Genomic DNA, 24,949 nt, shown 5'->3' with positions numbered 1-24,949 from the left:
CCAGCGCGCCCTACTTTCGGCGGCCCCACCATTGGGTTTCCTAGTGTTTTCCCTGTTCAGCCACCTCTTCGCGACAACGAATCAATCTCCGGTACTCACCACGAGCCGGTTCTCATGCCAGGATGTCGGCGAGAACCGTCACCGCCGACGGGCCGGGCGCTCAACCGAGACCCGATGGCCGCCGGCGAAGTCGCGGCGGCTGCCACAAGCGGCTGCGCGGCACCGAACTGAGGAGAACGAGCGAATGTCGTCCCCGGAACAGTGGACGCATCCCGAACCGGGCGCCGGGCCTGCCGCGACAGCGGCGGAACCCACTCCCGAGCAGGTGATCGCGGGTTTGCGCGCAACGACCGAGGGTGGAGCCGACCTCACCCAGCTGCTGACGCCCGAGGGGGAACGCGTCGCTTCGGCGCGGTTCGACCCCTACGTCACCGACATCGACGCCGAGGCACTGCGGAACCTCTACCGCGACATGGTGCTGGTCCGGCGGGCGGACCGGGAGTCCAACGCGATGCAGCGCCAGGGCCAGCTCGGCATCTGGGTGCCGCTGCTCGGCCAGGAAGCGGCGCAGATCGGCTCCGGCCGCGCGCTCCGCCCGTCCGACATGGCCTTCCCGAGCTACCGCGAGCACGGCGTGGCGTGGACCCGCGGCGTCGACTTCCGCGAGCTGATCGGCATCTTCCGCTGCTCCGACCACGGTGGCTGGGACTTCCAGCACCACGGCTTCCACCCGTACACCATCGTCATCGGCAACCAGGTGCTCAACGCCACCGGGTACGCGATGGGTCAAAAGTTCGAGGGCAAGGTCGGCGACGACAACGGCGAAGCCACCATCGTCTACTTCGGTGACGGCGCCACCAGCCAGGGCGACGTGCACGAGGGCTTCGTCTGGTCCGCGGTCTACGACGCGCCGGTCGTCTTCTTCTGCCAGAACAACCAGTGGGCCATCTCCGAGCCCACCGAGCGCCAGTCGCGCCTGCCGCTGTACCAGCGCGCCCGCGGTTACGGCTTCCCCGGCATCCGCGTCGACGGCAACGACGTGCTCGCCTGCCTCGCGGTCACCCGCTGGGCGCTGGACGAGTGCCGCCACGGCAACGGCCCGGTGCTGATCGAGGCGTTCACCTACCGGATGGACGCGCACACCACCACCGACGACCCCACCCGCTACCGGCTCTCCGACGAGCTGGAGGAGTGGAAGCTCAAGGACCCGATCGAGCGGGTGCGCGCGCACCTGGCCCGCGGTGGCGGCGCCGACCAGGAGTTCTTCGACAAGATCGACGCCGAGGCCGACAGCTTCGCCGCCGAACTGCGGGACTTCGTGTTCAACATGCCCGACCCGCCGCCCGAGCGGATCTTCGAGAACGTCTACGCCGAGCCGTCGCCGGTGCTGGAGGCGCAGCGGCGCGAGTACCTGTCCTACCTCGAGGGTTTCGCGGGGAGTGAGCACTGATGGCCGCTCCCGTGAAGTCCAAGGTGGACGGTGCCGCCGGCGCGGTGCAGAACCTGACCATCGGCAAGGCGATCAACCTCGCCCTGCGCTCGGCCATGGAGGCCGACGACAAGGTGATCATCCTCGGGGAGGACGTCGGCAAGCTCGGCGGCGTCTTCCGGATCACCGACGGCCTGCAGAAGGACTTCGGCGAGCAGCGCGTGCTGGACACGCCGCTGGCCGAGTCGGGCATCATCGGCACCGCGGTCGGCCTGGCCGTGCGCGGGTTCCGGCCGGTGTGCGAGATCCAGTTCGAGGGCTTCATCTTCCCTGGCTTCGACCAGATCGTCAGCCAGGTGGCGAAGCTGCACTACCGCACCCAGGGCCGGGTCAAGGTGCCGATCGTGATCCGCGTGCCGTTCGGCGGCGGGATCGGTGCGGTGGAGCACCACTCGGAGTCGCCGGAATCGCTGTTCGCGCACGTCGCCGGGCTCAAGGTGGTCTCGTGCTCGAACGCGGTCGACGCGTACTGGATGACGCGCCAGGCCATCGAAAGCGACGACCCGGTGCTGCTGTTCGAGCCGAAGCGGCTCTACCACTCGGGCAACCTGCGGACCGAAGTGGACACCACGGCCAAGCCGGACCCGCTGCACGTCTCGCGCGTGGTGCGCCCCGGTGACGCGGCCACGCTGGTCGCCTACGGGCCGTCGGTGAAGGTCTGCCTGGACGCCGCCACCGCCGCGCAGGAGGAGGGGACCTCGCTGGAGGTCATCGACCTGCGCACGCTCTCCCCGCTGGACCTAAACCCGGTGTTCGAGTCCGTCCGGCGGACCGGCCGGCTGATCGCGGTCAGCGAGGCGCCTTCGGAGTCGTCGCTGACCTCGGAGATCGCCATGCGGGTGCAGCAGGAGTGCTTCTACTCGCTGGAGGCACCCGTCCTGCGGGTCACCGGGTTCGACACCCCGTACCCGCCGGCCAAGCTCGAGGAGGACTACCTCCCCGACCTGGACCGGGTGCTGCACACCGTCGACCGCTCGCTGGCCTGGTAGGGGGATTCGCGAACATGCCGCAGTACAAGCAGTTTCCCCTGGCCGACACGGCGGAGGGGCTGACCGAGGCCGACATCCTCAACTGGCACGTCAAGCCGGGTGACGAGGTGAAGGTCAACCAGATCGTGGTGGAGATCGAGACCGCGAAAGCCGCGGTCGAACTGCCCATCCCGTGGGCGGGTGTGATCACCGAGCTGCACGTGGAGCCGGGTCAGACGGTCGAGGTCGGCACGCCGATCCTGACCATCGACACCGATCCGGGTGGGGCACCGGCGGAGGCACCTTCGCCGAACGGCGTCGCGGCGGCTCCAGCTGCTCCTGCTCCGGCCGCTCCGGTCGAAGAGGAGATGAAGCCGCTGGTCGGCTACGGCTCCAAGACGGTCACCGCCAAGCGGCGGGCACGCAAGGACGCCGGTGCGCCCACGCCTCAGCCGGTCGCCGCGCCCGAGCCGGTCGCCGAGCCGGTCAAGGGTGGTTACGTGCCGCTGGCGAAGCCGCCGGTGCGCAAGCTGGCCAAGGACCTCGGCGTCGACCTGCACGCGCTGGCGAGCGAGGGGCAGGTGATCACCCGTGAGGACGTGCAGCGCGCCGCCTCGGGCCCGGTCGCCTCGCCCGCTCCTGCTGTGTCCATTTCGGACGCATCGGGTGAGCGCCGCGTGCCGATCAAGGGTGTGCGCAAGGCGACCGCGCAGGCGATGGTGCAGAGCGCCTTCAGCGCGCCGCACGTGACGGAGTTCCTGACCGTCGACGTGACGCCGATGATGGAGTTGCGGGAGAAGCTGAAGAAGAGCCCGGCCTTCGCCGGGATCAAGCTGACCCCGCTGGCCTTCGCGGCGAAGGCGGTGTGCCTGGCGGCGAAGCGGACCCCGGACGTCAACGCGACCTGGGACGAGGCGGCGCAGGAGATCGTCTACAAGAGCTACGTCCACCTGGGCATCGCGGCGGCGACGCCACGCGGGCTGATCGTGCCGAAGATCCGCAACGCCGAGCAGTTGTCGCTGCCGGAGCTGGCCAAGGCGCTCGGTGAGCTGACCGACACCGCGCGGGAGGGCAAGACGCCACCGGCGGACATGGTGAACGGCACCATCACGATCACCAACGTCGGCGTCTTCGGCGTCGACACCGGCACGCCGATCATCAACCCCGGTGAGTCGGCGATCCTGGCGTTCGGCGCCATCCGCGACACCCCCTGGGTGGTCGACGGCGAGATCAAGGTGCGCAAGGTGCTGCAACTGGCGCTGAGCTTCGACCACCGCGTGGTCGACGGCCAGCAGGGCTCCCAGTTCCTGGCCGACGTCGGCATGCTCCTCGCCGACCCGGCCAGCGCCTTCGTCTTCTGACGACTGTCACGAATGTGGCTTTCGAGACGTTTTTCGTCCCGAAAGCCACATTCGTGACATCAGGAGTGGCGTTCGGCGGTGCACCGGTAGCGCACGTTCGGGCTGCGGACGGCGGTGCCGACCAGGTCGACCAGCCCCTCTTTCCGGAGGATGCGCAGCCAGCGGGCCACGGCCTTGTCGGACAACCCGGTCGCCGAGGCGATCTCGGCGCTCGCCGGTCGGCCCGCTCTCGTCGAGGCGGCGGATCCACTCGACGATCTCCGGCCCGAACAACGCGTCGTTGGGGAAGGTGACCTGGGTACGACGAAGAGCCGGTGTCGGAGGCCGGGATCGGCGCTCTCGATGCGGAGATGGCCGCCGAACTCGTCGCCCGTCTACGGGAACGCTCACCGCACGCCTTCGCCGGCCTTGTCATTGATCGAATGAACTTGACGGAGTGAGTGCTCACTCCGCACACTGGGGACATGAATCCTCCTCAGACCAAGCGGCGTGCGCCGGCGATGGGTGTCGAGCAGCGGCGCGAGATGATCGTCCGTGCGGTGTTGCCGTTGGTGGCCGAGCACGGGGCGGCGATCACCACCAGCCAGATCGCGCGTGCGGCCGGCATCGGTGAGGGCACGATCTTCCGTGCCTTCAAGGACAAGGACGAGCTGCTCGACGCGTGCATCGCCGAGGCCGTCCGTCCCGACACCGCGTTGCAGGCCATCGCCGAGATCCCGATCGAGCAGCCCCTGCGCGAGCGGCTGATCGAGGCCGCGGCCACCTTGTCCGCGCACCTCGAGCGCATGGGCGCGGTGGTCGGCGCCATGTTCACCTCGGGCCGCGCGATGAAGCGCCCCGAGCCAGGGCAGCCCAACGTCAACGCCCGGCGCGACTCGTTCCTGACCACCCGCAACGCCATCGCCGAGCTCTTCGAGCCCGAGCGCGACCAGTTGCGCCTGCCGCCGGAGAAGCTCGCGGCGTTGTTCTCCTCCATGCTGCTCGGCCAGCACCGCGATGCCGAGCAGGCGGTCACCGTCGAAGAGATCGTGGACGTCTTCCTCGACGGGGCGTGCCGGTGACCGATTTCCGCGGTGGGGGACCGCCCGGCCTGCGCCGGCTGATGCGCCGGGCGGGCAAGGCGACCGAAAGCGGGCTCACCGGCCCGATCACCATCCCTGATCCCCGTACCACCCTCGACGAGCCGAAGGACCTCGGCGCCCGGTTCAAGCGCGTGCGCGAAGCGGTCGGCGGCACGGTCCGCGGGCTGCCCAGGGTCGCCCGGCTGACCTGGGACGCGGGCCGCCTGCTGACCATCGGCATCGCGCTGCTCACGCTGATCGCCGGGCTCACGCCCACGGTCACCGCGTACGCCGCCAAGCTGCTGATGGACGCCGTGGTCGCGGCGATCTCCGGGCACGGCGGCACGGACCCCATCGTCTGGCTCGCCGCGCTCCAGTTCGGCATCTTCACCCTGACCGCGGTCACCACCGCGCTGACCAACATCTGCCAGCAACTGCTCACCGAGCGCATGGTGCTGACCATCCGCCACCAGGTGATGGACCACGCCAGCCGCCTGCACCTGGCCTTCTTCGAGGGCTCGGAGTCCTACGACCTGCTGCGCCAGGCCGACCGGGAAGCCCCGCAGCGCCCGGTGTCCATGCTGACCTCCGGCCTCGGCCTGATCCGCACCTCGATCACCTTCGGCAGCATGATCACCCTGCTGATCACCGTCAGTCCGCTGCTGGCGCTGGTCGCACTGGTCGCGCCGATCCCGGCGTTCATCGCGCAGTCGAAGTACGGCGCCCGCGCGTTCACGCTGACGCTGATGCTCTCGCCGTTCCGGCGGCGCATGGAGTACCTGTCGATGCTGGTCACCACGGACAACCACGCCAAGGAGACCAAGCTCTTCGGCCTCGGCCCGTACCTGGTCGACCGGTTCCACCGGATCAGCACGGCCGCCTACGCCAAGCAGCGCAAGCTGATCCGCAACCGGAACCTGGCGGGCGCGGGCTGGAGCCTGCTGTCCACCTTCGCCGGGTCGGCGATCGCGCTTTACATCGCGCTCGAAGCCGTCGCCGGACGGCTGACGCTGGGCGACCTCGCGCTGTACACCGCCGCCGCGACCGCCGTGCAGACCTCGGTGCAGGGCCTGTTCAACGCCTTCACCGGGATGTACGAGAACAACCTCTACCTGGACACGCTGTACAAGTTCCTCGGCACCGAACCGGAGATCGTGGCGCCGCCGGATCCCCGGCCGCTGCCGTCGCCGCTGCTCGGGCGGGTCACCTTCGAGCGGGTCAGCTTCAGTTACCCGGGCGCCGACGAACCGGCGCTCGACGACGTCAGCTTCACCATCGAACCCGCCAGCACGGTCGCCGTGGTCGGGCGCAACGGCGCCGGGAAGTCGACGCTGCTCAAGCTGCTGTGCCGGCTGTACGACCCGACCGGCGGGCGCATCCTGCTCGACGGCGTGGACATCCGCGAGTTCGACCCGGACGAGCTGCGACGGCAGATGAGCGCGATGTTCCAGGACCACGTCAGCTACCACGCCACGGCCGCGGAGAACATCGGCCTCGGCGACATCGACAACGTGAGCGACCGCCCGCGCATCGAGGACTCCGCCCACCGCGCCGGGGTCGCCGAACGGATCGAACGGCTGCCGAAGACCTACGACAGCCCGCTGGGCCGCTGGTTCGACCAGGGCATCTCCCTGTCCGGCGGCGAGTGGCAGAAGCTGGCGCTGGCCAGGGCCTTCCAGCGGGACGCCCCGATCCTCCTGCTCGACGAGCCGACCTCGGCGCTGGACGCCGAAGCCGAGCACGAGTTGTTCGCGCGCCTGCGTGAACTGGCCCACGGGCGCACCACCCTGTACATCTCGCACCGCTTCTCCACGGTCCGGCGGGCGCAGAAGATCCTGTTGCTGGAGAAGGGAAAGCTCGCCGAGTACGGCACACACGAGGAGCTGATGGAACTGGACGGCGGCTACGCGGAGCTGTTCAGCCTGCAGGCCGCCGCCTACCTGGACGAGGCCTGACGCCGGGGTGCCCACGATCGAGCACCCCGGCGGGGAGCAAATCGGGCGGGTGCGTCGTTGAACAGGACATGGCTGTGGTTTTCCTGCTCTACGTGGTAGCCGAGGTGGCGGCCCTCTGGGCGGTCGGCTCGGCCATCGGCATCCTCGGCACGCTCGGCCTGCTGCTGGCGGGCACGATCCTCGGCTCGTGGCTGGCTCGCCGCGAGGGCGGCAAGGCGGCGCGCGCGTTCATGGAGACGGCGCGATCGGGGCGCTCGGCGCACAACGAGGTGACCGACGGCATGCTGATCGGGCTCGGTGGCCTGCTGATCATGCTGCCGGGCTTCGTCAGCGACGTCGTCGGGCTGCTGGTGCTCCTGCCGCCGACCCGCGGCATCTTCCGCCGCGCCTGGTTGCGCCGGATCGAGAAGCGGGCGAGGAGCGCGCCGAACGTGCGCTCGCCGTTCCAGGGCGGGGTGATCGTGGTGGACAGCGAAGTGGTCGACGAAGAACCCAAGCAGCCTAAGAATCACCCGGTGATTGAGGGTTAGTCGCGCGCAGCGCGCCCGTTGAGGGTGGTGGTGGGCCGGCGGGCCGGGCGAGGGGTAGCGGCCGGGATGTCGAAGTAGCTGCTGAACCGGACGGCCAGGGCGTAGTCGCCCTTCACCTTGACCCGGCCGGTGACGAACATCGCCGCGGCCGCGGTCACGCCGGTGGCCATGCGGATGAAATCGGCGGCGGAAACGGTGACCGTGGCGTCCGGGGAGCGGCCGAGGTCGCTGCTGGAAACGCAGACACCGTCCTCGACCACCGTCTGGTAGCGGTCGAACGGACCTTCGGCGTCCCCGTGGTGGAAACGCCAGCCGATGACGAATTCCGCGTTTTCCGCCTTTTCCGGAATGAGATGGTCCGACATTCTGCGGAATATCTCGTCGAGGAATACCGACCGCAGTTCGTCGTGTGCGGCCAGCTCGTTGATCTGCTCTTTCGTGGCCCCGCTGACCACGTCGACGAGCAGTTGCGTGGACAGCGAGGACAACTCGATACCCGCGCCCACCCGGCCCAGCATGTGCAGGGTTTCCAGCACCTGCACGAACTGCGCCGGGCTCAGCCGCCGGAATTCCACTTCGGCGGCGAACGCGTCCAGCACCGAATCCGTGCGCGGGCGCTCGGCGGGCAGCCGGCTGCGCCGCGCCAAAGTTCCGCGCCAGCGCTCGCGCCAGGTAACAGGATCGGAAGACACGGGAAACGAGTGTAGATCGCTGTTCAGGGCTTGGGAAGGTCGAAGAAACCGATGAGCCCGGCCGCGAATGCGAGATCGCCTTTTACCTTGATGCGGCCCGTGACGAACATAACCGCCGGTGTCGCCTGATGGGTGATGAGCGTGAAGAAGTCCACCGGGGAAACGGTGATGGTCACGCGCGGTTTCTCCACCGGCGTCCGGCTGACCGTGCAGGCCCCGTCCCGGATGACCGTCTCGAAGCGGTCGAAGCCGTCGGGGGCGGCGCCCCCGGTCAGCCGCCAGCGGATCACCGCGTCCAGCCCGGCCGCGCGGTCCGGCCGCAGGTGCGCGCTCATCCGCCGGAAGATCTCGGTGAGCACCTTCTCCCGCAGCGCCCGATCGGCGACCACGACCTCCAGTTGTTCCTTCGAGGCGCCGGCGATGATCCGCGCGAACTGTTCGGGCTCCACCTGACGCAGGTCCGTCTCGCGCAGGGCGTCGAGCAACGCCGGGCCTTCGAGCAGCTCGATGTCCTCCACCGCGGCCTCCCAGTCCTACCTACTCCGCAGTAATATTACTAGCGAGTAGGTAGCTCGGCAAGTCGATGCCGCCGTGCCGTCACACCGGCCGCCCCGCGCCCGGTAGCGTTCACCGGACGAGGAGGTCGAGGTGTCCGAGGAAGTGCAGAATCCGCCCGAGCGAGCCAAGCGGCTCCCGCGTGCCGTCCGGGAACGGCAGATCCTGGACGCCGCCGTGCAGGTCTTCGCCCGCTACGGCTACCACTCCGCGTCCATGGACGAGATCTCCGAGGTGGCTGGCGTCTCCAAGCCGATGATCTACACCTACCTCGGCTCCAAGGAGGACCTGTTCGCCCAGTGCATCCGCCGCGAGGCGACCCGGCTGCTGGAGGCCATCCAGGCCGGGGTCCAGCCGGACCTGCCGCCGGACATGCAGCTCTGGTACGGCCTGCGCTCGTTCTACCGGTTCGTCGCCGACTACCGCGAGTCGTGGACCGTGCTGCACCGGCAGGCGCTGGTGGTCGGCGGCCCGTTCGCCGCCGAGATCACCGACATGCGCAAGCGCGCGATCGAACTGGTGGCCGCGCTGGTGGTCTCCGCCGGCACCCGGAAAGGGCTCGCCGAGCAGGCCGAGTTCTCCGGTGAGGGCCTGTCCGCGGCGCTGGTCGGCGCCGCCGAGTCGCTCGCGGACTGGGCCCTCGACCACCCCGCCGTATCCGACGGTGTGCTCGCCTCCTGGCTGATGAACCTGGTCTGGCTCGGGTTCAACGACCTGGTCGAAGGCGCCGTCTGGAAACCGGCCGACCCTGCCAGCTAGCCCACCCGTCGCCCACCACCCTCAGCGGAGCTTCGCGCCGTCCTACCCCGGGGTCACCGAGCCGGCCAGGTGCGGCTTCGGCTTCGTCGCACCCCACAGCTCGAACGCCCAGCCGTCCCCGGTCCGCCAGCTGGTGAAGGCAACCTTGCCGGGCAGCAGCACGGGCAGCTTGAACTTGACGTCCAGGGTGAACGCGTCGGGCAGCCTGCCTTCGAACGCGGCCAGGCTGTGGGCCTTGGTCCACATGCCGTGCGCGATCGCGGCCGGGAAGCCGAACGCCTTCGCGGTCAGCGGGTGCAGGTGGATCGGGTTGCGGTCGCCGGAGACCTCGGCGTACCGGCGGCCGATGTCGCCGGGCACCCGCCAGATCGCGCTCGGCGAAGGCGCCGCGAGCCGCTCCCCGGAACCCTTGCCCCCCGAGCCGCCGCCGCGGCGCAGGTAGGTGCTCACGTCCGTCCACACCGGAGCGTCCTCAGTGGACGGCACCAGCTCGCTGAGCACGTCGAACTGCCGGCCCTTCTCGTGCGGGCGCAGGTTCTCCGCCCGCACGCGCAGGGTGAACCGCTCGCCGAGCCGCACTGGGCGACGCTGGGTGATCCGGTTCGTCACGTGCACCATGCCGAGCAGCGGGAACGGGAAGTCCGGCTCGGTCATCAGCGCCATCTGCAGGCCGAAGGCGAGCACGTGCGGATAGGTCGCGGGCAGCTCGTCGCCGAACCGGAAGCCGCAGACGCGGTTGTAGGCGGCGAGGTGCGCCGGGTCCACGGTGATGCCGGTGCGCACGAACTCGGTGTCCGGCAGCTGCTCGCCGGACGGCCCGGACCGCAGCCCGCCGAGCAGCGCCTTCGGGTACAGCGTGCCCAGGCTGGGCGCGGCGCTCAGTTCCTTGGTGACCATCTCACGCCCCCAGGAAGGCCTGGCCGCACACGCGCACGACGTTGCCGTTGACCGCGGCCGAAGCCGGGTTCGCGTACCAGGAGATGGTCTCGGCGACGTCCACCGGCAGCCCGCCCTGCGCCAGGCTGGACAACCGCCGCCCGACCTCGCGGATCATCACCGGCACCGCCGCGGTCATCTTGGTCTCGATGAACCCGGGGGCGACCGCGTTGATCGTGCCGTTCTTCGCCGCCAGTTCCGGCGCGCCGACGTCGACCATGCCGATCACGCCCGCCTTGCTGGTGGCGTAGTTGGTCTGGCCGAGGTTCCCGGCGATACCGGCGATCGAGGAGACGCCGATGATGCGGCCGTTGTCGTTGAGCACGCCGTCGGCGAGGAGCTTGTCGTTGACCGCGAGCTGCGCGGCGAGGTTCACCGAAAGCACCGCGTCCCAGTGGGCTTCGGTCAGGTTGCCGAGCGTCTTGTCGCGGGTGATCCCGGCGTTGTGCACCACGATGTCCACGCCGCCGTGCCGCTGGTCGAGGTAGTCGGCCAGCTTCTGGGGCGCGTCCGCGGCGGTGATGTCCAGCTGCAGCGAGGCGCCGCCGACTTTGTTGGCCACCTTGGACAGGTCGCCGCCCTGCGCGGGGATGTCGAGCGCGATCACGTGCGCGCCGTCGCGGCCGAGCACCTCGGCGATCGCCGCGCCGATACCGCGGGAAGCCCCGGTGACCAGCGCGACCTTGCCGTGCAGCGGCTTCGCCCAGTCCTCGGGGGCGGGCGCGGTCTTGCCGTGGGTGCCGACGCGGATGACCTGGCCGTCGACGAACGCGGACTTGGCCGAGAGCAGGAACCGCAGGGTCGATTCGGTGGCCTCTTCGGCGCCTTCGGCCACGTAGACGAGCTGGGCGGTGGCGCCGCGCTTGAGTTCCTTGCCGACCGAACGGACGAATCCTTCGAGCGCGCGCTGCGCGATCCGCTCGCGGCCCTCGACGGCCTCCGGCGGCGTGCCGAGCACGACCACCCGGCCCGACGGCACGAGCTGGCGGATCACCGGCTGGAAGAACTGGTACATCTCCCGCAGGCGGCCCGGCTCGGTGATGCCGGTGGCGTCGAAGACGAGCGCGCCGTGCTTGCCGTCGGACGGCGAGGTGAGCACCTCGAGACCGGCGTCGGCGAGCTGGGTGGACAGGGCCTTTTCCAGCCGTCCACCGGAAGCCGCGCCGAGCAGGGCGGGACCGTCGAGCGGGGGCTGGCCGGGGGTGTAGCGGCGCAGCGGGTACGGGTTCGGCAAGCCGAGTCGCGGCACGAGGAACCGTCCGAGCTGGCTTCCCGCGAACTGCTGGTACCTGTCGGCCATGACCGCCCCTTCCCTGCGTCCGGTGTCACTGTGCAGCCTAACCTACTAGCGAGTAGGTTACCCTACGAGTACCCCCACAAACTCGCCTCGGAGGAAAGATGGCCACGAAGAAGGCACCGCCGGTCCGCAGGGTCGCCATCGTGGGCGGCAACCGGATCCCGTTCGCGCGGTCGAACGGCCCGTACGCGCAGGCGTCGAACCAGGACATGCTGACCGCCGCGCTGGACGGCCTGGTCAGCCGCTTCTCCCTGCAGGGCGAGCGGATCGGTGAGGTGGCCGCGGGCGCGGTGCTCAAGCACGCCCGCGACTTCAACCTGGCGCGCGAGTGCGTGCTGGGCAGCAAGCTGTCGCCGGAGACCCCGGCCGCCGACCTGCAGATGGCCTGCGGCACCGGGTTGCAGGCGATCGTCACGGTGGCCAACAAGATCGCGCTCGGGCAGATCGACTCGGCGATCGCCGGCGGGGTGGACACCACCAGCGACGCGCCCCTCGCGGTGAACGACGACCTGCGGCAGATCCTGGTCCAGCTCAACGCGGCGAAGACGGTCGGCGAGCGGCTGAAGCTGGCCGCGAAGATCCGGCCGGGGCACATCGTGCCGGAGATCCCGCGCAACGCCGAGCCGCGCACCGGGCTGTCGATGGGCGAGCACGCCGCGCTGACCGCGAAGGTCTGGGACGTGGCGCGGGCCGACCAGGACGAACTGGCCGCCGCGAGCCACCGGAACCTGGCCGCCGCCTACGACCGCGGCTTCTTCGACGACCTGCTGACGCCGTTCCTCAAGCTCTCGCGGGACCAGAACCTGCGGCCGGATTCGAGCGTCGAGAAGCTGTCGAAGCTGAAGCCGACGTTCGGCGGCCCCGAAGGCACCATGACCGCGGGCAACTCGACGCCGCTCACCGACGGCGCGTCGACCGTGCTGCTGGCGACCGAGTCGTGGGCGAAGGCGCGGAACCTGCCGGTGCTGGCGTACCTGACCTTCTCGGAGACGGCCGCCGTCGACTACGTGCACGGTGGCGAAGGCCTGCTGATGGCGCCCGCGTACGCGGTGCCGCGGATGCTGGAGCGGGCGGGCCTGACCCTGCAGGACTTCGACTTCTACGAGATCCACGAGGCTTTCGCGTCCCAGGTGCTGGCGACGTTGAAGGCTTGGGAGGACCCGGCTTTCGCCAAGGAGAAGCTGGGGCTGGACACCCCGCTGGGCTCGATCGACCGGTCGAAGCTGAACGTCAACGGCTCCTCGCTGGCCGCGGGCCACCCGTTCGCCGCCACCGGCGGCCGGATCGTGGCGACCCTGGCGAAACTGCTGGCGGAGAAGGGCTCGGGCAAGGGCCTGATCTCGGTGTGCGCCGCCGGCGGGCAGGGCATCACCGCCATCCTGGAGAAGTAGGTCCCCAATGCCAGGAGTGGGGCATTACTTGCATCGAATGCAAGTAATGCCCCACTCATAGCGTTTCCACTGGGCTGGCTGGGACTTCGAATGTGGGGTTCGGCTGCCTGAACGTAGAACTCGGCTGCGTGAGTGTGCGGTTCGGCTGCACGAGTGTGGCTTTGGGGGCCCCGAAGCCACGGGGGTTAGTTGGTGAGTTGTTTGGCGCGCTTGCGGGCTTTGCGCGTCTGCTTCTCGGCGGTCTTCTGCCACGTCTGAGCCTGCTTGCCCGCCGACTTCTGGATCGACTGGGCCTGCTTGCTGGCCACCTGGGCGGCCTTCTTGGCCCGCCAGCCCAGCGAGGGCTTGCCGTGCGTGTCGGCGGCGGCGATCATCAGGCCGCCCGCCAGGCCGAGGTTCTTCAGGAAGTGGACCAGGTGCTGCTGCTTGGCCTGCTCGTCCTTCTCCGCCCAGAACGGGTGGCCGGCGACGGTGGTCGGCACCAGGCTGCCGAGCAGCACCAGCGCGGACAGCCGCGGCGCCTTGCCCAGCGCGAACAGCGAACCGGCGGCGATCTTCAGCGCGGCGTCCACCTTGACGAGGGTCACCGGATCGGTGGGCACCTGGGCGGGCAGCTTGTCGGCGTACCGGCCGACGGTGCTGTCCAGCAGCGGTTTGGCGGCTTCGGCATGGCCCTCCGCCTGCCGCAGCGCGTTGATGCCGCCGCTGATGAAGATCGACGCGAGCAGGGGGCGGGCCAATCGGCGCAGAATCACGGGGTCACCTCTCCGACAGCAAGTCAAGCTTGCTTCGAACGTACCCAAAACCTTCCGGTCTCACGCCTTATGGAGCTTTCTAGTCCTGAGGCTAGAAAGCTCCATACTCCGTTAGCGAGTGGAATACGCCCGCGGCAGCTTGAACCCGCGCTCGGCGGCGACCTCGCGAAGCCGGTCCGGGTAGTCGGTGATGATGCCGTCCACGCCGTCGTCGATCAGCTTGTGCATGGTCGCCTTGTCGTTGATGGTCCACGGGACCACCTTCAGCCCCGCCCGGTGTGCCTCATCGACCAGCGCCTTCGTGGTGAACGGCAGGTAGTTCGGGTCGGTCACCAAGCCGCCCTGCGGGTTGCCGTGCACCGGCGACAGCGCGCTCGCGCCGAACGACTTCACCGCGCGCACCGGGCTGCCGCCGAAGTCGTCGATGTCCAGCCCACCCAGCCACGGCGACTTGCCGGGCTGCCCGACCTGCAGGAACTCCGGCTGCGTCAGCGCCACCGTCTTCAGCCAGGGCGCGGTCCGGCGCATCAGCATCAGCGCGCCCCAGTCGAAGCTCTGGACGGTGGTGTGGTGGGCGAACCCGGAGAAGGTGATCTCGCGCGCGGCCCGCTCGACGAACTGCTCGCGCGGCGCGGTCTCGTGCGGCGCGGCCGCCTCCACCTTGGTTTCGATGTTGAACCGGATGCCCCAGGCGCGATGCTCGCGCGCCAGGTCGAACACCTCACGCAGGGTCGGCATCTTCGCGCCCGGTGAGAGCTGCTGGCCCGGGTAGTTCGGGTGCTTCTGCGAGCCGCAGTCCAGGGTCCGGACCTGCGCGAACGTCAGATCCTTGACGTACTTGCCCGCGTAGGGGAACGCCGGGTCGCCGGGAACGGCGGGCTGGGTGTCGGCGCACTTCGCCGGGTTCGTCCTGCGGTCGTGGGTGACCACCTCCCGGCCGTCCTTGGTGATCTGGATATCCAGCTCCAGCGTGGTGACGCCGAGTTCCATGGCGGTGGAGAAGGCGGCGAGCGTGCCTTCGACGGTGAGCCCGATCCCACCGCGGTGCGCCTGGATGTCGAAGTCCTTGCGGGGGTGCGCCTGCGCGGCGGAGCCGCCGAGCACGGTCACGGCCAGTGCCGCGACCAGCGCTTTGGGGAGGATTCTCATGGCTGGCGAGCTAACCAGGCCAAGGCGAAAACGAGGTGAACCCTGGGAAGATCATCGTCATGACCGAATTCACCGTCCGCCGCCCGGAGGAGCACGAACGCCGCCCGGCGCAGAGCACGGTCGCCAGGGCCCTGCACTCACCGCCGTTCACCGACGAGCAGTGGGCGATCGCCAGGGACGCGTTCCCCGCCGAGCGGACCTGGGCCGCGTTCGAGGACACGCGGCCGATCGGGATGACCGTGTCCGCCGCCGTCGACCTGGCGGTGCCGGGTGGGCGGGTGCCCGCGGCGGCGGTGGCCTGGGTGGGCGTCCGCGCGGACCGCACGCGACGCGGCGTGGTCTCCGCACTGCTGACCACGCAACTGCGGGAGTGCCGTGAACGCGGTGAACCGGCGGCGGTGCTGCACGCCAGCGAGGCCACCATCTACGGCCGCTTCGGCTACGGCGTCTCGTCCCAGGTCAAGCACGTGATGGTCGATCGCACGCGGGCGCGGCTGCGGGCGGACGTGCCGGTGACCGGGTCGGTGCGCCTGCTGTCCGAAGCCGAGGCGCGGACCTTGCCCCGCGAGCTGTATGCGCGGATGGGCCTGCACCGGCCGGGCATGATCACGCGCGGCGATGGGTGGTGGCGGTGGAACCACGACCGCGTCCTCGACCGCGACGAGTACCTGGTCGCCGTCCACCAGGATCACCAGGGGGTGGACGACGGGTTCGTCACCTACCGCCCGAGGTCGCTCGGCACCTTCGAGCAGCCCGCCGCGGGCGAGGCACTGGACGTCCGCGACCTGCACGCCGCGAACCCGGGAGCGCTCGCCGGGCTGTACCGGTTCCTGCTGTCAGTCGACCTGGTGACGAAGATCCGGCTGAAGTCCCGGCCGATCGACGAGCCGATCGATCTGGTGCTGGAGAACCCGCGCGCGGCGGAGGTCATGGCCATCCAGGACCACCTCTGGGTGCGGCTGACCGACGTGGCGCAAGCGTTTGCGTCCAGGACATACGGCCACGCCGAGCCGGTGGTGCTCGACGTGCGCGACGCCCGGCTGCCGGAGAACGCCGGCCGCTACCGGATCAGCCCGCAGGGCGCCGAGCGCACGGAAGCCGACGCCGACCTCGAACTGGACGTCGACACCCTGGCGATGCTCTACCTCGGCGGCTTCCCGGCGAGCACACTCGCGGGGATCGGCCGGATCCAGGCTCGCGATCCCGAAGCGCTGACCAGGGCGGATGCCCTCTTCCGCAGTGCGACACCGCCCTGGTGCGGAACGGATTTCTGATTCCGGGTTGACCTTGACGCTGCGTCAACTTCTACCGTGGAACACGAGGTCGCGAAGGGGTGGGAGCAGTGGAGTGGTCCATCCAGGACATCGCGCGCACGGCCGGGACCACCAGCCGGACCCTGCGCCACTACGGGCAGGTCGGGCTGCTGGAACCCACGCGCGTCGGGTCCAACGGTTATCGCTACTACGACGAACGGGCACTGGTGCGCCTGCAGCGGATCCTGCTGCTGCGCGAACTGGGGCTCGGGCTGCCCGCCATCGCCGAGGTGCTGGCCGGGCAGCAGGACCCCGCCGCGGCCTTGCGCACCCACCTGGAGCTGCTCGAACGGGAACGCGAGCGGCTCGGGCGGCAGATCGAATCGGTGCGCACGACCCTGCGGAAGACGGAAGGAGGTGAGCAACTGATGGCGGAAGAGGTCTTCGACGGGTTCGACAACGCCCAGTACAAGGACGAGGTCGTCGAACGCTGGGGCAAGGACGCCTACGAGAAGGGCGACCGCTGGTGGCGTTCGCTGAGCGACGCCGAGAAGAAGGCGTTCCAGCAGGAACAGGTCGACATCGCCCGCGACTTCGCCGACGCGATGCGGGCGGGGGAGCCGGCGGACGGCGAGGTCGCGCAGGCGATCACCCGGCGCCAGCACGACTGGCTGGCCAAGACGGTGGAGGTGAGCAAGTGCTACTTCATCGGCCTGGGTGAGATGTACGTGTCGGACGAGCGCTTCACGGCGACCTACGACCAGCACGGCAAGGGGAACGCGGAGTACATCCGCGACGCGATGAAGGTCTACGGGGAGCGCAACCTCACCGATTAGGCCGGTGGCCAGGGCTGCAGACCTGGCCACGACACGCGTAGCAATTTCTGCCCGATTATCGCTGGCACGCTAGAAAGCCCGATACGGTGCGAGAGTGGACCCCATCCGCAACCCGTTCGCTCCCGGCGCCGGGCAGCGCCCGCCCGAGCTCGCGGGGCGGGAGCGGGAACTGCACGCCTTCGAGGTGGTGCTGGAGCGGGTCGCCCGCGGTCGTCCGGAGCGCAGCCTGATGCTGACCGGCCTGCGGGGCGTCGGCAAGACCGTGTTGCTCGGGGAACTGCGCTCGATGGCCGTCAAACGCGGCTGGGGCGCGGGCAAGATCGAGGCCCGGCCGGACACCGAACTGCGGCGGCCGCTGTCGGCCGCACTGCACCGGGCGATCCGCGACCTGGCCGTCCGCCACCGCGCGCCGGACCGGGTGGAATCGGTGCTGGGCGTGCTCAAGGCGTTCGCCCTGCGGGCCGCGAAACCGGACGCGAAGCTGCGTGACCGCTGGCAGCCGGGCATCGACGTGCCCGCCGCGCAGGGCCGCGCGGACTCCGGCGACATCGAGATCGACCTGGTGGAGCTGTTCACCGACGTCGCCGAACTGGCCGCGGACGTCGGCACCGGGGTCGCGCTGCTGATCGACGAGATCCAGGACCTCAACGCGGAGGACGTCTCGGCGCTGTGCGCGGCCTGCCACGAGCTGTCCCAGTCGGGGGCGCCGCTGGTGGTCGTCGGCGCCGGGCTGCCGCACGTACCCGCCGTGCTTTCGGCGTCGAAGTCCTACTCGGAACGGCTCTTCCGGTACGCCCGGATCGATCGGCTGGACCGCGAGGACGCCGACCGCGCGGTGCTCGCGCCGATCGACCGGGAGGACGCGGGGATCGAGCCGGAGGCGCTGGACGCCCTGTTCGACGCCTCGGGCGGTTATCCCTACTTCATCCAGGCGTACGCGAAGGCCGCGTGGGACGCCGCGCCGGACGATCCGATCACCGTCAAGGACGTGCAGGTCGCGGCGCCGGAGGCGGAGTCGGAGCTGGCGGTCGGGTTCTTCGGCTCGCGGTACGAGCGCGCGACCCCGGCGGAACGCGAGTACCTGCTGGCGATGGCCGAGCTGACGCAGGGCCGCGACGAGGCGGCGAGCACCTCGGATGTGGCCGTCTACCTGGGGCGCAAGCCGTCGAGCTTGTCGCCGGCGCGGGACAGCCTGATGAAGAAGGGCCTGGTGTACTCGGCCGAACGCGGCCGGATCGCCTTCACCGTGCCGCACTTCGGCCACTACCTGCTCAGCCGCATCGACGACTGAGCTCCTCTCCCTGTCGGCCTGCCGGGACCTAGTCGTGTCTGCGGCTTTATAGAGATTTCCCAATACTCGGCGAGATAGTCCGAGAGGATGACGGGCACGCTGGGTTCGTCGGATCTACTCCTTGTTTGCCGATGATTCATCGGCTCGTGCGCCAGATCACCGGATAATCATTGGCGATCTTGGGCAAAGTGCGGCATACTAGACGACGTAAGCCGAGAGATCCAGCGAAACCCTTGAAGGGGATGCAGACACCGATGAACAACATCGCCGCCAAGCTCCGTGCCCGCCGCGCCGAGGCTCGCACTCGCCGGGCACTGAACCGGGCGATCGACACCGCGGCCACCGCGACCGTTCGTCAGGAGCTCATCGCGATCGCCCAGGCCCGTCAGCCCCACATGCGCTGACCCCTCGTGACCTGGGTGGACTTTCACCCACACGAGTGACGTAGAACACAATACGACCGGGGTGTAACGCCACACGACCAGGCGTCGATACCCCCAATGACCCCGTGATGCTGGCGGACCCCCGACCTGGCAGCATCACGGGGTTTCCATGTTTGTGCTCGCCGTTGGCATCGCACTGCCCATGGCCGTGAGCTGCGTATATCCCGGGGGGCCGAGCCCCCCGGACCCCCGCGGGGCGAGTTCCTCGCCTTGGCGGGCGGTGCCTGTTGGCGAGGAACCAACGGGACGCCAACAAAACGGTGTTTTCTTCGGGGGGACCCCGCTTGGCTTAATGGTTGACTTCGTCATTGAAGTTTGTTGTGGTTGTCAGGTGAATCGGGTGCGGGAAGTTCGGGCGTTCAACCGGCTGTATACGAGAGTGATCGGGGTGCTGGACGAGGGGCCGGTGGGGGCCGAGTACTCGCTGCCGGAGTCCAGGGTGCTGTTCGAGCTGGCGCGACGCGAGTGGAGCGAGGTCGGCGAGCTGCGTCGCGTACTGGGGCTGGACGCGGGGTACGCGAGCCGGTTGCTGGGGCGCCTCGAGGGGCGGGCGCTGCTGGTGCGGGAGCGCAGTGCCGAGGACGCGCGGCGGCAGATCGTCCGGCTGACCGACCAGGGCCGTGAGGTGTTCGCGGAGCTGGATCGGCGTAGTTCCGAGCAGATCGGCGCGTTGCTGGGCCAGTTCGGCGAAGACCGTCAGCTCGAGCTGCTGGACGCGATGCGCACGATCACCCGGATCGTCGGCGGGGAGCACGATCCGACGGTGGTGCTGCGGGCGCCGCGGGCCGGGGACCTGGGCTGGGTGGTGCACCGGCACGGCGCGGTGTACACGAAGGAACACGGGTGGAACGACGGGTTCGAGTCGCTGGTGGCGCGGGTGGTGTCGGACTACCTGGCCGACCACGACCCGGCTCGGGAGGCGGCGTGGATCGCGGAGCTGGACGGCGAGCGCGTCGGGTCGATCATGTGCACCCGCGGCTCGGACGAGCAGACGGCCAAGTTGCGGTTGCTGCTGGTGGAGCCGAGCGCACGCGGGCACGGGGTCGGCGGGCGGCTGGTCGGCGAATGCGTGGCGTTCGCGCGGTCGACCGGGTACACCTCGATGGAGTTGTGGACGGTGAGCCTGCTGGCTTCGGCTCGGCGGATCTACCAGGCAGCGGGGTTCGAGCTGGTCGACGAGCAGCCGACCAGCGATTTCGGGCCCGTGGTGACCGGGCAGACCTGGCGGCTGAAGTTGTAGCGGACGCGCTGTCGATTCCGGCGGGGGTTCGTTCGTCTCCAGTGCACCCGACCACCAAGGAGGCAACCCATGCCCGACTACCTCGGCCTGATCCGCCGCGAAGAGAAGAGCGTCCAGGACCTGAGCCCCGACGAGGCGCAGCGCGTGCTCGAGTCGTACATCGCCTGGACCGACCGGATGGCGCAGGAGGGACGCCTGCGCGACAGCCACCCGCTGACCAGGAGCGGGCGCCTGCTGCGGCGTTCCGGTGACGAGCTGACCACCACCGACGGGCCGCACACCGAGTCCGCCGAGATCGTCGGCGGGTACGTCACCATCACCGCCGACGACTACGACCAGGCGGTGAAGATCTTCGGCACCCATCCGCACCTGCGGTTCGGGCCGATCGAGGTGCGCAAGATCGCCGGCGAGAGCTGCTCGGAGGAGTAGCCATGAGCGACACGGCGGGCGTGGTGGAGCACCTGTTCCGGCACAGCGCCGGGCAGATCACCGCCACGCTGGCCCGCCTCCTCGGCCCGGCGCGGCTGGACCTGGCCGAGGAAGCCGTGGCCGACGCGATCGAGCAGGCGTTGCGCACCTGGCCGCACCACGGCGTGCCGGACAACGCACGCGGCTGGCTCTTCCGCGCCGCCCGCAACCGCGCGATCGACCTGCTACGCCGCGAGGACTCGCTGCGAACGAAACTCCCGCTGCTGCTCGAAGAACTGGAGAAGCCCGCCGGTGCCGACGACGAGCTGACCATGATGGTGCTCTGCTGCCACCCCGAACTGCCCGTGCCCGCGCAGGTGGCGCTCACGCTGAAAACCGTCGGCGGGCTGGGCGTCCACGAGATCGCCGCGGCCCTGCTGGACAAACCGGCCACCGTGGCGCAGCGGCTGGTGCGGGCCAAGCGCTGGCTGGCCGGGAGCGCGCAGCCGTTCGAACTGCCCGCGCCCGTCGAGTCCAGAGTGGACAGTGTGCTGGCGGTGCTCTACCTGTTGTTCAACGAGGGTTACCAGGCCAGCAGCGGGGAAGAGGCGATCCGCGGCGAGTTGTGCGGCGAGGCCATCCGGCTGGCGCGGCTCGTGCTGGCCGACCGGCGTACCGACACACCGCGGGCTCGGGCGTTGCTGGCGCTGATGTTGTTGCAGGCCAGCAGATTGCCCGCCCGCGTGGACGCCGACGGCGACCTGTTGCTGCTGCACGAACAGGACCGCAGCCGATGGAACCACGCGATGATCGCCGAGGGCACGCGGCTGTTCGCCGCCGCCTGCACCGGCCCGGAGCTGTCGGCGTACCACGTGGAAGCGGCGATCGCCCTGAGCCACACCACCCCCGACACCGACTGGCCGCGCATCGTCGGCCTCTACGACCAACTGCTCACGCTGCGCCCGTCCCCGGTCGGCAGGCTGAACCGGGCGATCGCCCTGGCCATGGCGAACGGCCCGGCCGCAGGCATCGCCGAACTCGAACGCCTCCGGGACGAACCCCGGCTGGCCGCGTACCCACTGCTCCCAGCCGCCCTCGGCGCACTATGGCTGCTCGCCGACAACCCGGCGACCGCCGCCCACTACTACCGGGAGGCCCTGACACTCCCCGGCTCCGAGCCGCAACACCGCTTCCTACGCCGCCGCCTCTCCACCTGCGAACCCCGGCGCAGCCCAGGGTCGATGCCGTGAAAGCCACATTCACGGCACCCAGCCGAGCCCCGCGCCCCCAGGGACACAAATGTGGCTTTCGGGGCGGATTCGGCCCCCAAAGCCACATTCGTGACACTCGCCCCCCAGCCACCCCACCACGCCACCGCCACCCAGGCACCCCACCAGAAGCATCCCCCAGCCCCCACCACCAACCCAACCGCCGCCCGGGCGCTCACCGGGAGCATCCGCCCAGACCCCCCCACCGCACCCCGGTCCACAGCCAAAAACACGGCGAAGGCCTCCATGTCAAGGCATCATTCCCGCCTTGACATGGAGGCCTTCGCCGTAGTCACAATCAAAAACCGGGGCGAGGCCCCCTACCTAATGCACCCCCACCGCACGCAGATTCTTGTCGTGCTCATCAACGTGGTAATCCGGCCCGGAAGTCTGGTCCGTGCCGTTGTTCACCTTCATCCGCCGTGCCACCACGGTGACCAGCACGGCCACCACCAGGTTCGCGGCCAGCGCCACCACACCCACGTAGATCTGCACGGTCGAGCCGATGAACGGCTGCCAGCCGAACAGGTCGATCTTGTCCAGCGCCAGCGCGGACCCGCCGAAGTGGGCCTTGCCGCTGGCCGGGTTGGGGATGTTGTAGAGCAGGATCATCCCCCAGCCCATGCCGACCACCCAGCCGGCCACCAGCCCCCAGATGTGGAACCACCTGGTGTAGAGGGAAAGCGCCACCGCGGGCAGCGTCTGCAGGATGATCACGCCGCCGATCAGCTGCAGGTCGATGGAGAACTGCGGGTCGATGAACAGGATGAACGCCACCGCGCCGAACTTGACGATCAGCGAGGCGAGCTTGGCCTGCTTGGCCTCCTGCTTCGGCGAAGCGTCCTTCTTGATGAACTCCTTGTAGATGTTGCGCGTCCACAGGTTCGCCGCGGCGATGGACATGATCGCGGCGGGCACCAGCGCGCCGATGCCGATGGCGGCGAAGGCGATGCCGGTGAACCACGACGGGAACTGCTCGGCGAACAGCTGCGGGATGATCGTGTTGCCGTCCGGGCGCCCGGTGGCCTCGTTGGTGATCGGCTTCGTGCCCGCGGCGATCGCCACGAACCCGAGCAGCGCCAGCAGGCCGAGCAGCAGCGAGTAGGCGGGCAGCGCGGACATGTTCCGCTTGATCACCGTTCGCCCGCGTGAAGCGAGCACGCCGGTCACCGAGTGCGGGTAGAGGAACAGCGCCAGCGCCGAGCCGAAGGCCAGGGTCGCGTACTGCAACTGGTTGTTCACGTTGAGGAAGATGCCGTCCGAGGCCGACGGGGTGGCGTCGAACTTGGCGTCCGCCGCGCTGAAGATCGACGCCCAGCCACCCAGTTTGCTCGGCAGGTACAGCACCGCGACCAGGATGACGATGTAGATCAGGATGTCCTTGACGAACGCGATCAGCGCCGGCGCCCGCAGCCCGGACTGGTAGGTGTAGACCGCCAGGATGACGAAGGCGATCAGCAGCGGCAGGTGCCCGAGGAAGCCGCTGGCGTTGAACCCCAGCGTGCGCAGCACCGACTCGAGGCCGACCAGCTGCAGCGCGATGTAGGGCATCGTGGCGACGATGCCGGTGATCGCGATCAGCGTGGCCAGGATCGACGAGCCGTAGCGGCCCTTCACGAAGTCGGCCGGGGTGACGTAGCCGTGCGAGCGCGACACCGACCACAACCGCAGCAGTGGCAGGAAGACGATCGGGTAGGCGACGATCGTGTACGGCAGCGCGTAGAAGCCGACGGCACCGGCGCCGAACAGCAGCGCGGGCACGGCGACGAAGGTGTAGGCGGTGTAGAGGTCACCGCCGATGAGGAACCAGGTGATCCACGAGCCGAACTTGCGCCCGCCGAGGCCCCATTCGTCGAGGTGGTCGAGGGTGTCCCCGGCCTTCCACCGGGAGGCCACGAAGCCCAGCACGGTGACCACCGCGAAGAGCAGGACGAAGATGATCAGCTCCGGCCACTGGATGGTGCTCACCGGGCGCTCCCTTCGTCCAGCTCGTCCACATCGGACTCGGGCTGCCCGGTCCGGCTGGTCGGCTTGTCCTTGGTCATCAGGTAGACCGCGGTGGTGCACAGCACCCCGACCGCGATGCCGGCGAACTGGAACCAGTAGAAGAACGGCATCCCGAACAGCCGGGGTTCTTCGAAGTTGTAGAGCGGGGTGATCACGACCCACAACGGGATGATCAGCAGCAGGTTCCACGGGCTGAACACCAGCCCGGAAACCCGGCCCCCGGGCTTACCGGTCGACATGTGGCCTCACCAAACTCCTCGTCGAGCTCTCCACAGGCGGAGATCGCGTTGACCTTAGAACCTCCGCCCCCGTGCGTCACCCATGTCCGGTATCGATTTGCTCATAGGGACCGCGAGCTGGGGAAAACCCGTCGGATAGGGTCGGGCGCGAACCTGAGCGGGGGTGGCTGATATGGCGTCGCTGGCACGATCGACCGGGAGACGGCTGTCCTTCGGGCTGCTCGCCGCCGCGCTCGCGGTCTCGGGTTGCGCCACCGAGGTGGGCGGCCGGGCGCTGGCCGGTGGCGCGGCGGACGAGCAGTCCCCCGCCGCGAAGGCCCCCGCCCCCAGCGGGGACCCGGTCGCCGAGCCGGGCCAGTGCGTGCTCGGCTCCAGCCCCGCGCCGGTCGACTGCGCGAAGCCGCACCACGTCGAGGTGACCAAGGCGGGCACCTTCGGCGCGGACCTGCCCGCCGCGCGCCCGGACGCCGCGGTGATCTTCAAGGCCGCGCTGCCCGAGTGCCGCACCGAGGCGGCCAAGTTCCTCGGCAGCACCGACTTCGACGCCTCCACCCTGGCCGCCTGGATGCTCTGGGCGCCCGTCGACGACTGGGCCGCCGGCGATCGCTGGTACCGGTGCGGGGTGGCGCAGCTGGACCCCGACGGCAAGGCGGTCGAGCGCACCGGCTCGCTCAAGGGCGCGCTGTCCGGGGAGAAGTTCTTCGAATTCCAGGTGTGCTCCTCGGCCAAACCGCTGGAAGCCGCGGTGAAACGGATCTCCTGCACCGAACCGCACCACGCGGAGGGTCTCCGCGTGGTCACCATGGGCAAACCCGGTGACCCGGTGCCGACCCCGGACGAATTCAATGCCGCGGCCCGCCCGGTCTGCGGTGAAACGCTCACCAAATACCTCGGCACGGCCACCCGGGACGACGTGGTCGCGACCTGGCGCTGGCCCAGCCAGACCGAATGGGAACAGGGATTCACCAACCTGACCTGCTACGCGCAAACCGATGTCCCCGTGACCAAGAAGTTACGGAACCTCGGCGCCGCTCCACTGCCGGTGGGTTAGCGGAATCCGACTAAC

General features: G+C 69.5%; 24 protein-coding genes and 1 pseudogene. 16 read left to right on the top strand and 9 right to left on the bottom strand.

Annotation, left to right across the window (positions count from 1 at the left end; genetic code table 11):
• The first annotated feature begins 244 nt into the window (after window positions 1-244).
• From pdhA to JOM49_RS07035, 3 genes are read left to right on the top strand one after another with little or no spacing between them, the layout of a single operon-like run.
• The gene (gene pdhA, locus JOM49_RS07045; RefSeq protein ID WP_209663539.1) at window positions 245-1,450 is read left to right on the top strand and encodes a pyruvate dehydrogenase (acetyl-transferring) E1 component subunit alpha; all 1,206 of its coding nucleotides are present in this window, start codon (window positions 245-247) and stop codon (window positions 1,448-1,450) included.
• A complete protein-coding gene (locus JOM49_RS07040; protein WP_209663538.1) occupies window positions 1,450-2,478 on the top strand; it encodes an alpha-ketoacid dehydrogenase subunit beta in 1,029 nt (342 codons plus the stop codon). Before pdhA ends, JOM49_RS07040 begins: the two co-directional genes overlap by 1 nt.
• Window positions 2,479-2,492: 14 nt before the next feature.
• Complete coding sequence (locus JOM49_RS07035; protein WP_209663537.1) at window positions 2,493-3,818, top strand: dihydrolipoamide acetyltransferase family protein; 1,326 nt, start codon at window positions 2,493-2,495, stop codon at window positions 3,816-3,818.
• Between the two features lie 59 nt (window positions 3,819-3,877).
• On the opposite strand, the gene JOM49_RS42830 is transcribed toward JOM49_RS07035, so the two are convergent.
• Window positions 3,878-4,021 (bottom strand): hypothetical protein, encoded by a 144-nt coding sequence (locus JOM49_RS42830; RefSeq protein WP_308159055.1) that lies wholly within the window; start codon window positions 4,019-4,021, stop codon window positions 3,878-3,880.
• 297 nt (window positions 4,022-4,318) lie between these two features.
• Here JOM49_RS42830 and JOM49_RS07025 point away from each other — a divergent pair, with 297 nt between their 5' ends.
• From JOM49_RS07025 to JOM49_RS07015, 3 genes are all read left to right on the top strand, one after another.
• Window positions 4,319-4,879, top strand: a complete 561-nt coding sequence (locus tag JOM49_RS07025; protein ID WP_209670910.1) for a TetR/AcrR family transcriptional regulator — start codon at window positions 4,319-4,321, stop codon at window positions 4,877-4,879.
• A 41-nt stretch (window positions 4,880-4,920) separates the two neighbouring features.
• Window positions 4,921-6,834 carry an ABC transporter ATP-binding protein gene (locus tag JOM49_RS07020; protein WP_209670909.1) on the top strand — a complete coding sequence of 638 codons (1,914 nt, stop codon included), beginning with the start codon at window positions 4,921-4,923 and terminating at the stop codon, window positions 6,832-6,834.
• Window positions 6,835-6,902: 68 nt separating this feature from the next.
• Complete coding sequence (locus JOM49_RS07015; RefSeq protein ID WP_209663536.1) at window positions 6,903-7,364, top strand: FxsA family protein; 462 nt, start codon at window positions 6,903-6,905, stop codon at window positions 7,362-7,364.
• Here JOM49_RS07015 and JOM49_RS07010 read toward each other — a convergent pair.
• Both JOM49_RS07010 and JOM49_RS07005 read right to left on the bottom strand, forming a co-directional pair.
• Complete coding sequence (locus JOM49_RS07010) at window positions 7,361-7,960, bottom strand: SCP2 sterol-binding domain-containing protein (RefSeq protein WP_209670907.1); 600 nt, start codon at window positions 7,958-7,960, stop codon at window positions 7,361-7,363. The genes JOM49_RS07015 and JOM49_RS07010 overlap by 4 nt on opposite strands.
• A gap of 119 nt (window positions 7,961-8,079) precedes the next feature.
• Window positions 8,080-8,517: pseudogene (locus JOM49_RS07005) on the bottom strand (SCP2 sterol-binding domain-containing protein); the annotation flags it as partial.
• 187 nt (window positions 8,518-8,704) lie between these two features.
• On the opposite strand from JOM49_RS07005, the gene JOM49_RS07000 reads away from it, so the two are divergent.
• Window positions 8,705-9,370 carry a TetR/AcrR family transcriptional regulator gene (locus JOM49_RS07000; RefSeq protein ID WP_209663534.1) on the top strand — a complete coding sequence of 222 codons (666 nt, stop codon included), beginning with the start codon at window positions 8,705-8,707 and terminating at the stop codon, window positions 9,368-9,370.
• A 42-nt stretch (window positions 9,371-9,412) separates the two neighbouring features.
• Here JOM49_RS07000 and JOM49_RS06995 read toward each other — a convergent pair whose 3' ends face one another.
• Together JOM49_RS06995 and JOM49_RS06990 are read right to left on the bottom strand one after the other, a co-directional pair.
• Window positions 9,413-10,267, bottom strand: a complete 855-nt coding sequence (locus tag JOM49_RS06995) for a MaoC family dehydratase (protein WP_209663533.1) — start codon at window positions 10,265-10,267, stop codon at window positions 9,413-9,415.
• A gap of 1 nt (window position 10,268) precedes the next feature.
• On the bottom strand, window positions 10,269-11,606 hold the full coding sequence (locus JOM49_RS06990) for a 3-oxoacyl-ACP reductase (RefSeq protein WP_209663532.1): 1,338 nt from the start codon (window positions 11,604-11,606) through the stop codon (window positions 10,269-10,271).
• A 98-nt stretch (window positions 11,607-11,704) separates the two neighbouring features.
• Between JOM49_RS06990 and JOM49_RS06985 the strand changes: the two genes are divergently transcribed.
• Window positions 11,705-12,994, top strand: coding sequence for an acetyl-CoA C-acetyltransferase (locus JOM49_RS06985; RefSeq protein WP_209663531.1), 1,290 nt, complete (start codon window positions 11,705-11,707; stop codon window positions 12,992-12,994).
• 185 nt (window positions 12,995-13,179) lie between these two features.
• On the opposite strand, the gene JOM49_RS06980 is transcribed toward JOM49_RS06985, so the two are convergent.
• Window positions 13,180-13,749 carry a DoxX family protein gene (locus JOM49_RS06980; RefSeq protein ID WP_209663530.1) on the bottom strand — a complete coding sequence of 190 codons (570 nt, stop codon included), beginning with the start codon at window positions 13,747-13,749 and terminating at the stop codon, window positions 13,180-13,182.
• Window positions 13,750-13,860: 111 nt separating this feature from the next.
• On the bottom strand, window positions 13,861-14,898 hold the full coding sequence (locus JOM49_RS06975; protein ID WP_209663529.1) for a glycerophosphodiester phosphodiesterase family protein: 1,038 nt from the start codon (window positions 14,896-14,898) through the stop codon (window positions 13,861-13,863).
• 59 nt (window positions 14,899-14,957) lie between these two features.
• Here JOM49_RS06975 and JOM49_RS06970 point away from each other — a divergent pair, with 59 nt between their 5' ends.
• The 7 genes from JOM49_RS06970 to JOM49_RS06940 all read left to right on the top strand — a co-directional run bounded on the left by JOM49_RS06970 (window position 14,958) and on the right by JOM49_RS06940 (window position 21,619).
• On the top strand, window positions 14,958-16,172 hold the full coding sequence (locus tag JOM49_RS06970) for a GNAT family N-acetyltransferase (RefSeq protein WP_209663528.1): 1,215 nt from the start codon (window positions 14,958-14,960) through the stop codon (window positions 16,170-16,172).
• A gap of 68 nt (window positions 16,173-16,240) precedes the next feature.
• Window positions 16,241-16,987 (top strand): MerR family transcriptional regulator, encoded by a 747-nt coding sequence (locus JOM49_RS06965; RefSeq protein WP_209663527.1) that lies wholly within the window; start codon window positions 16,241-16,243, stop codon window positions 16,985-16,987.
• A gap of 94 nt (window positions 16,988-17,081) precedes the next feature.
• On the top strand, window positions 17,082-18,278 hold the full coding sequence (locus JOM49_RS06960) for an ATP-binding protein (protein ID WP_209663526.1): 1,197 nt from the start codon (window positions 17,082-17,084) through the stop codon (window positions 18,276-18,278).
• A gap of 254 nt (window positions 18,279-18,532) precedes the next feature.
• The gene (locus tag JOM49_RS06955) at window positions 18,533-18,682 is read left to right on the top strand and encodes a hypothetical protein (RefSeq protein ID WP_020669193.1); all 150 of its coding nucleotides are present in this window, start codon (window positions 18,533-18,535) and stop codon (window positions 18,680-18,682) included.
• 331 nt (window positions 18,683-19,013) lie between these two features.
• Complete coding sequence (locus JOM49_RS06950) at window positions 19,014-19,961, top strand: bifunctional helix-turn-helix transcriptional regulator/GNAT family N-acetyltransferase (protein WP_209663525.1); 948 nt, start codon at window positions 19,014-19,016, stop codon at window positions 19,959-19,961.
• Window positions 19,962-20,030: 69 nt separating this feature from the next.
• Window positions 20,031-20,390 carry a YciI family protein gene (locus JOM49_RS06945; protein WP_209663524.1) on the top strand — a complete coding sequence of 120 codons (360 nt, stop codon included), beginning with the start codon at window positions 20,031-20,033 and terminating at the stop codon, window positions 20,388-20,390.
• 2 nt (window positions 20,391-20,392) lie between these two features.
• A complete protein-coding gene (locus JOM49_RS06940; protein ID WP_209663523.1) occupies window positions 20,393-21,619 on the top strand; it encodes an RNA polymerase sigma factor in 1,227 nt (408 codons plus the stop codon).
• Window positions 21,620-21,961: 342 nt separating this feature from the next.
• Here the strand turns inward: JOM49_RS06940 and mctP are convergent, their stop codons facing one another.
• On the bottom strand, window positions 21,962-23,605 hold the full coding sequence (gene mctP, locus JOM49_RS06935) for a monocarboxylate uptake permease MctP (RefSeq protein ID WP_209663522.1): 1,644 nt from the start codon (window positions 23,603-23,605) through the stop codon (window positions 21,962-21,964).
• Complete coding sequence (locus JOM49_RS06930; RefSeq protein WP_209663521.1) at window positions 23,602-23,883, bottom strand: DUF3311 domain-containing protein; 282 nt, start codon at window positions 23,881-23,883, stop codon at window positions 23,602-23,604. Before JOM49_RS06930 ends, mctP begins: the two co-directional genes overlap by 4 nt.
• Before the next feature lie 172 nt (window positions 23,884-24,055).
• Between JOM49_RS06930 and JOM49_RS06925 the strand changes: the two genes are divergently transcribed.
• Entirely contained in the window at window positions 24,056-24,934 is an 879-nt protein-coding gene (locus JOM49_RS06925) for a septum formation family protein (RefSeq protein WP_209663520.1), read from the top strand.
• The last annotated feature ends 15 nt before the right edge of the window (window positions 24,935-24,949 follow it).

It is taken from the genome of Amycolatopsis magusensis, assembly GCF_017875555.1.
Taxonomy (GTDB): Bacteria; Actinomycetota; Actinomycetes; order Mycobacteriales; family Pseudonocardiaceae; genus Amycolatopsis; species Amycolatopsis magusensis.
This window is presented reverse-complemented; position numbering and strand designations above follow the sequence as displayed.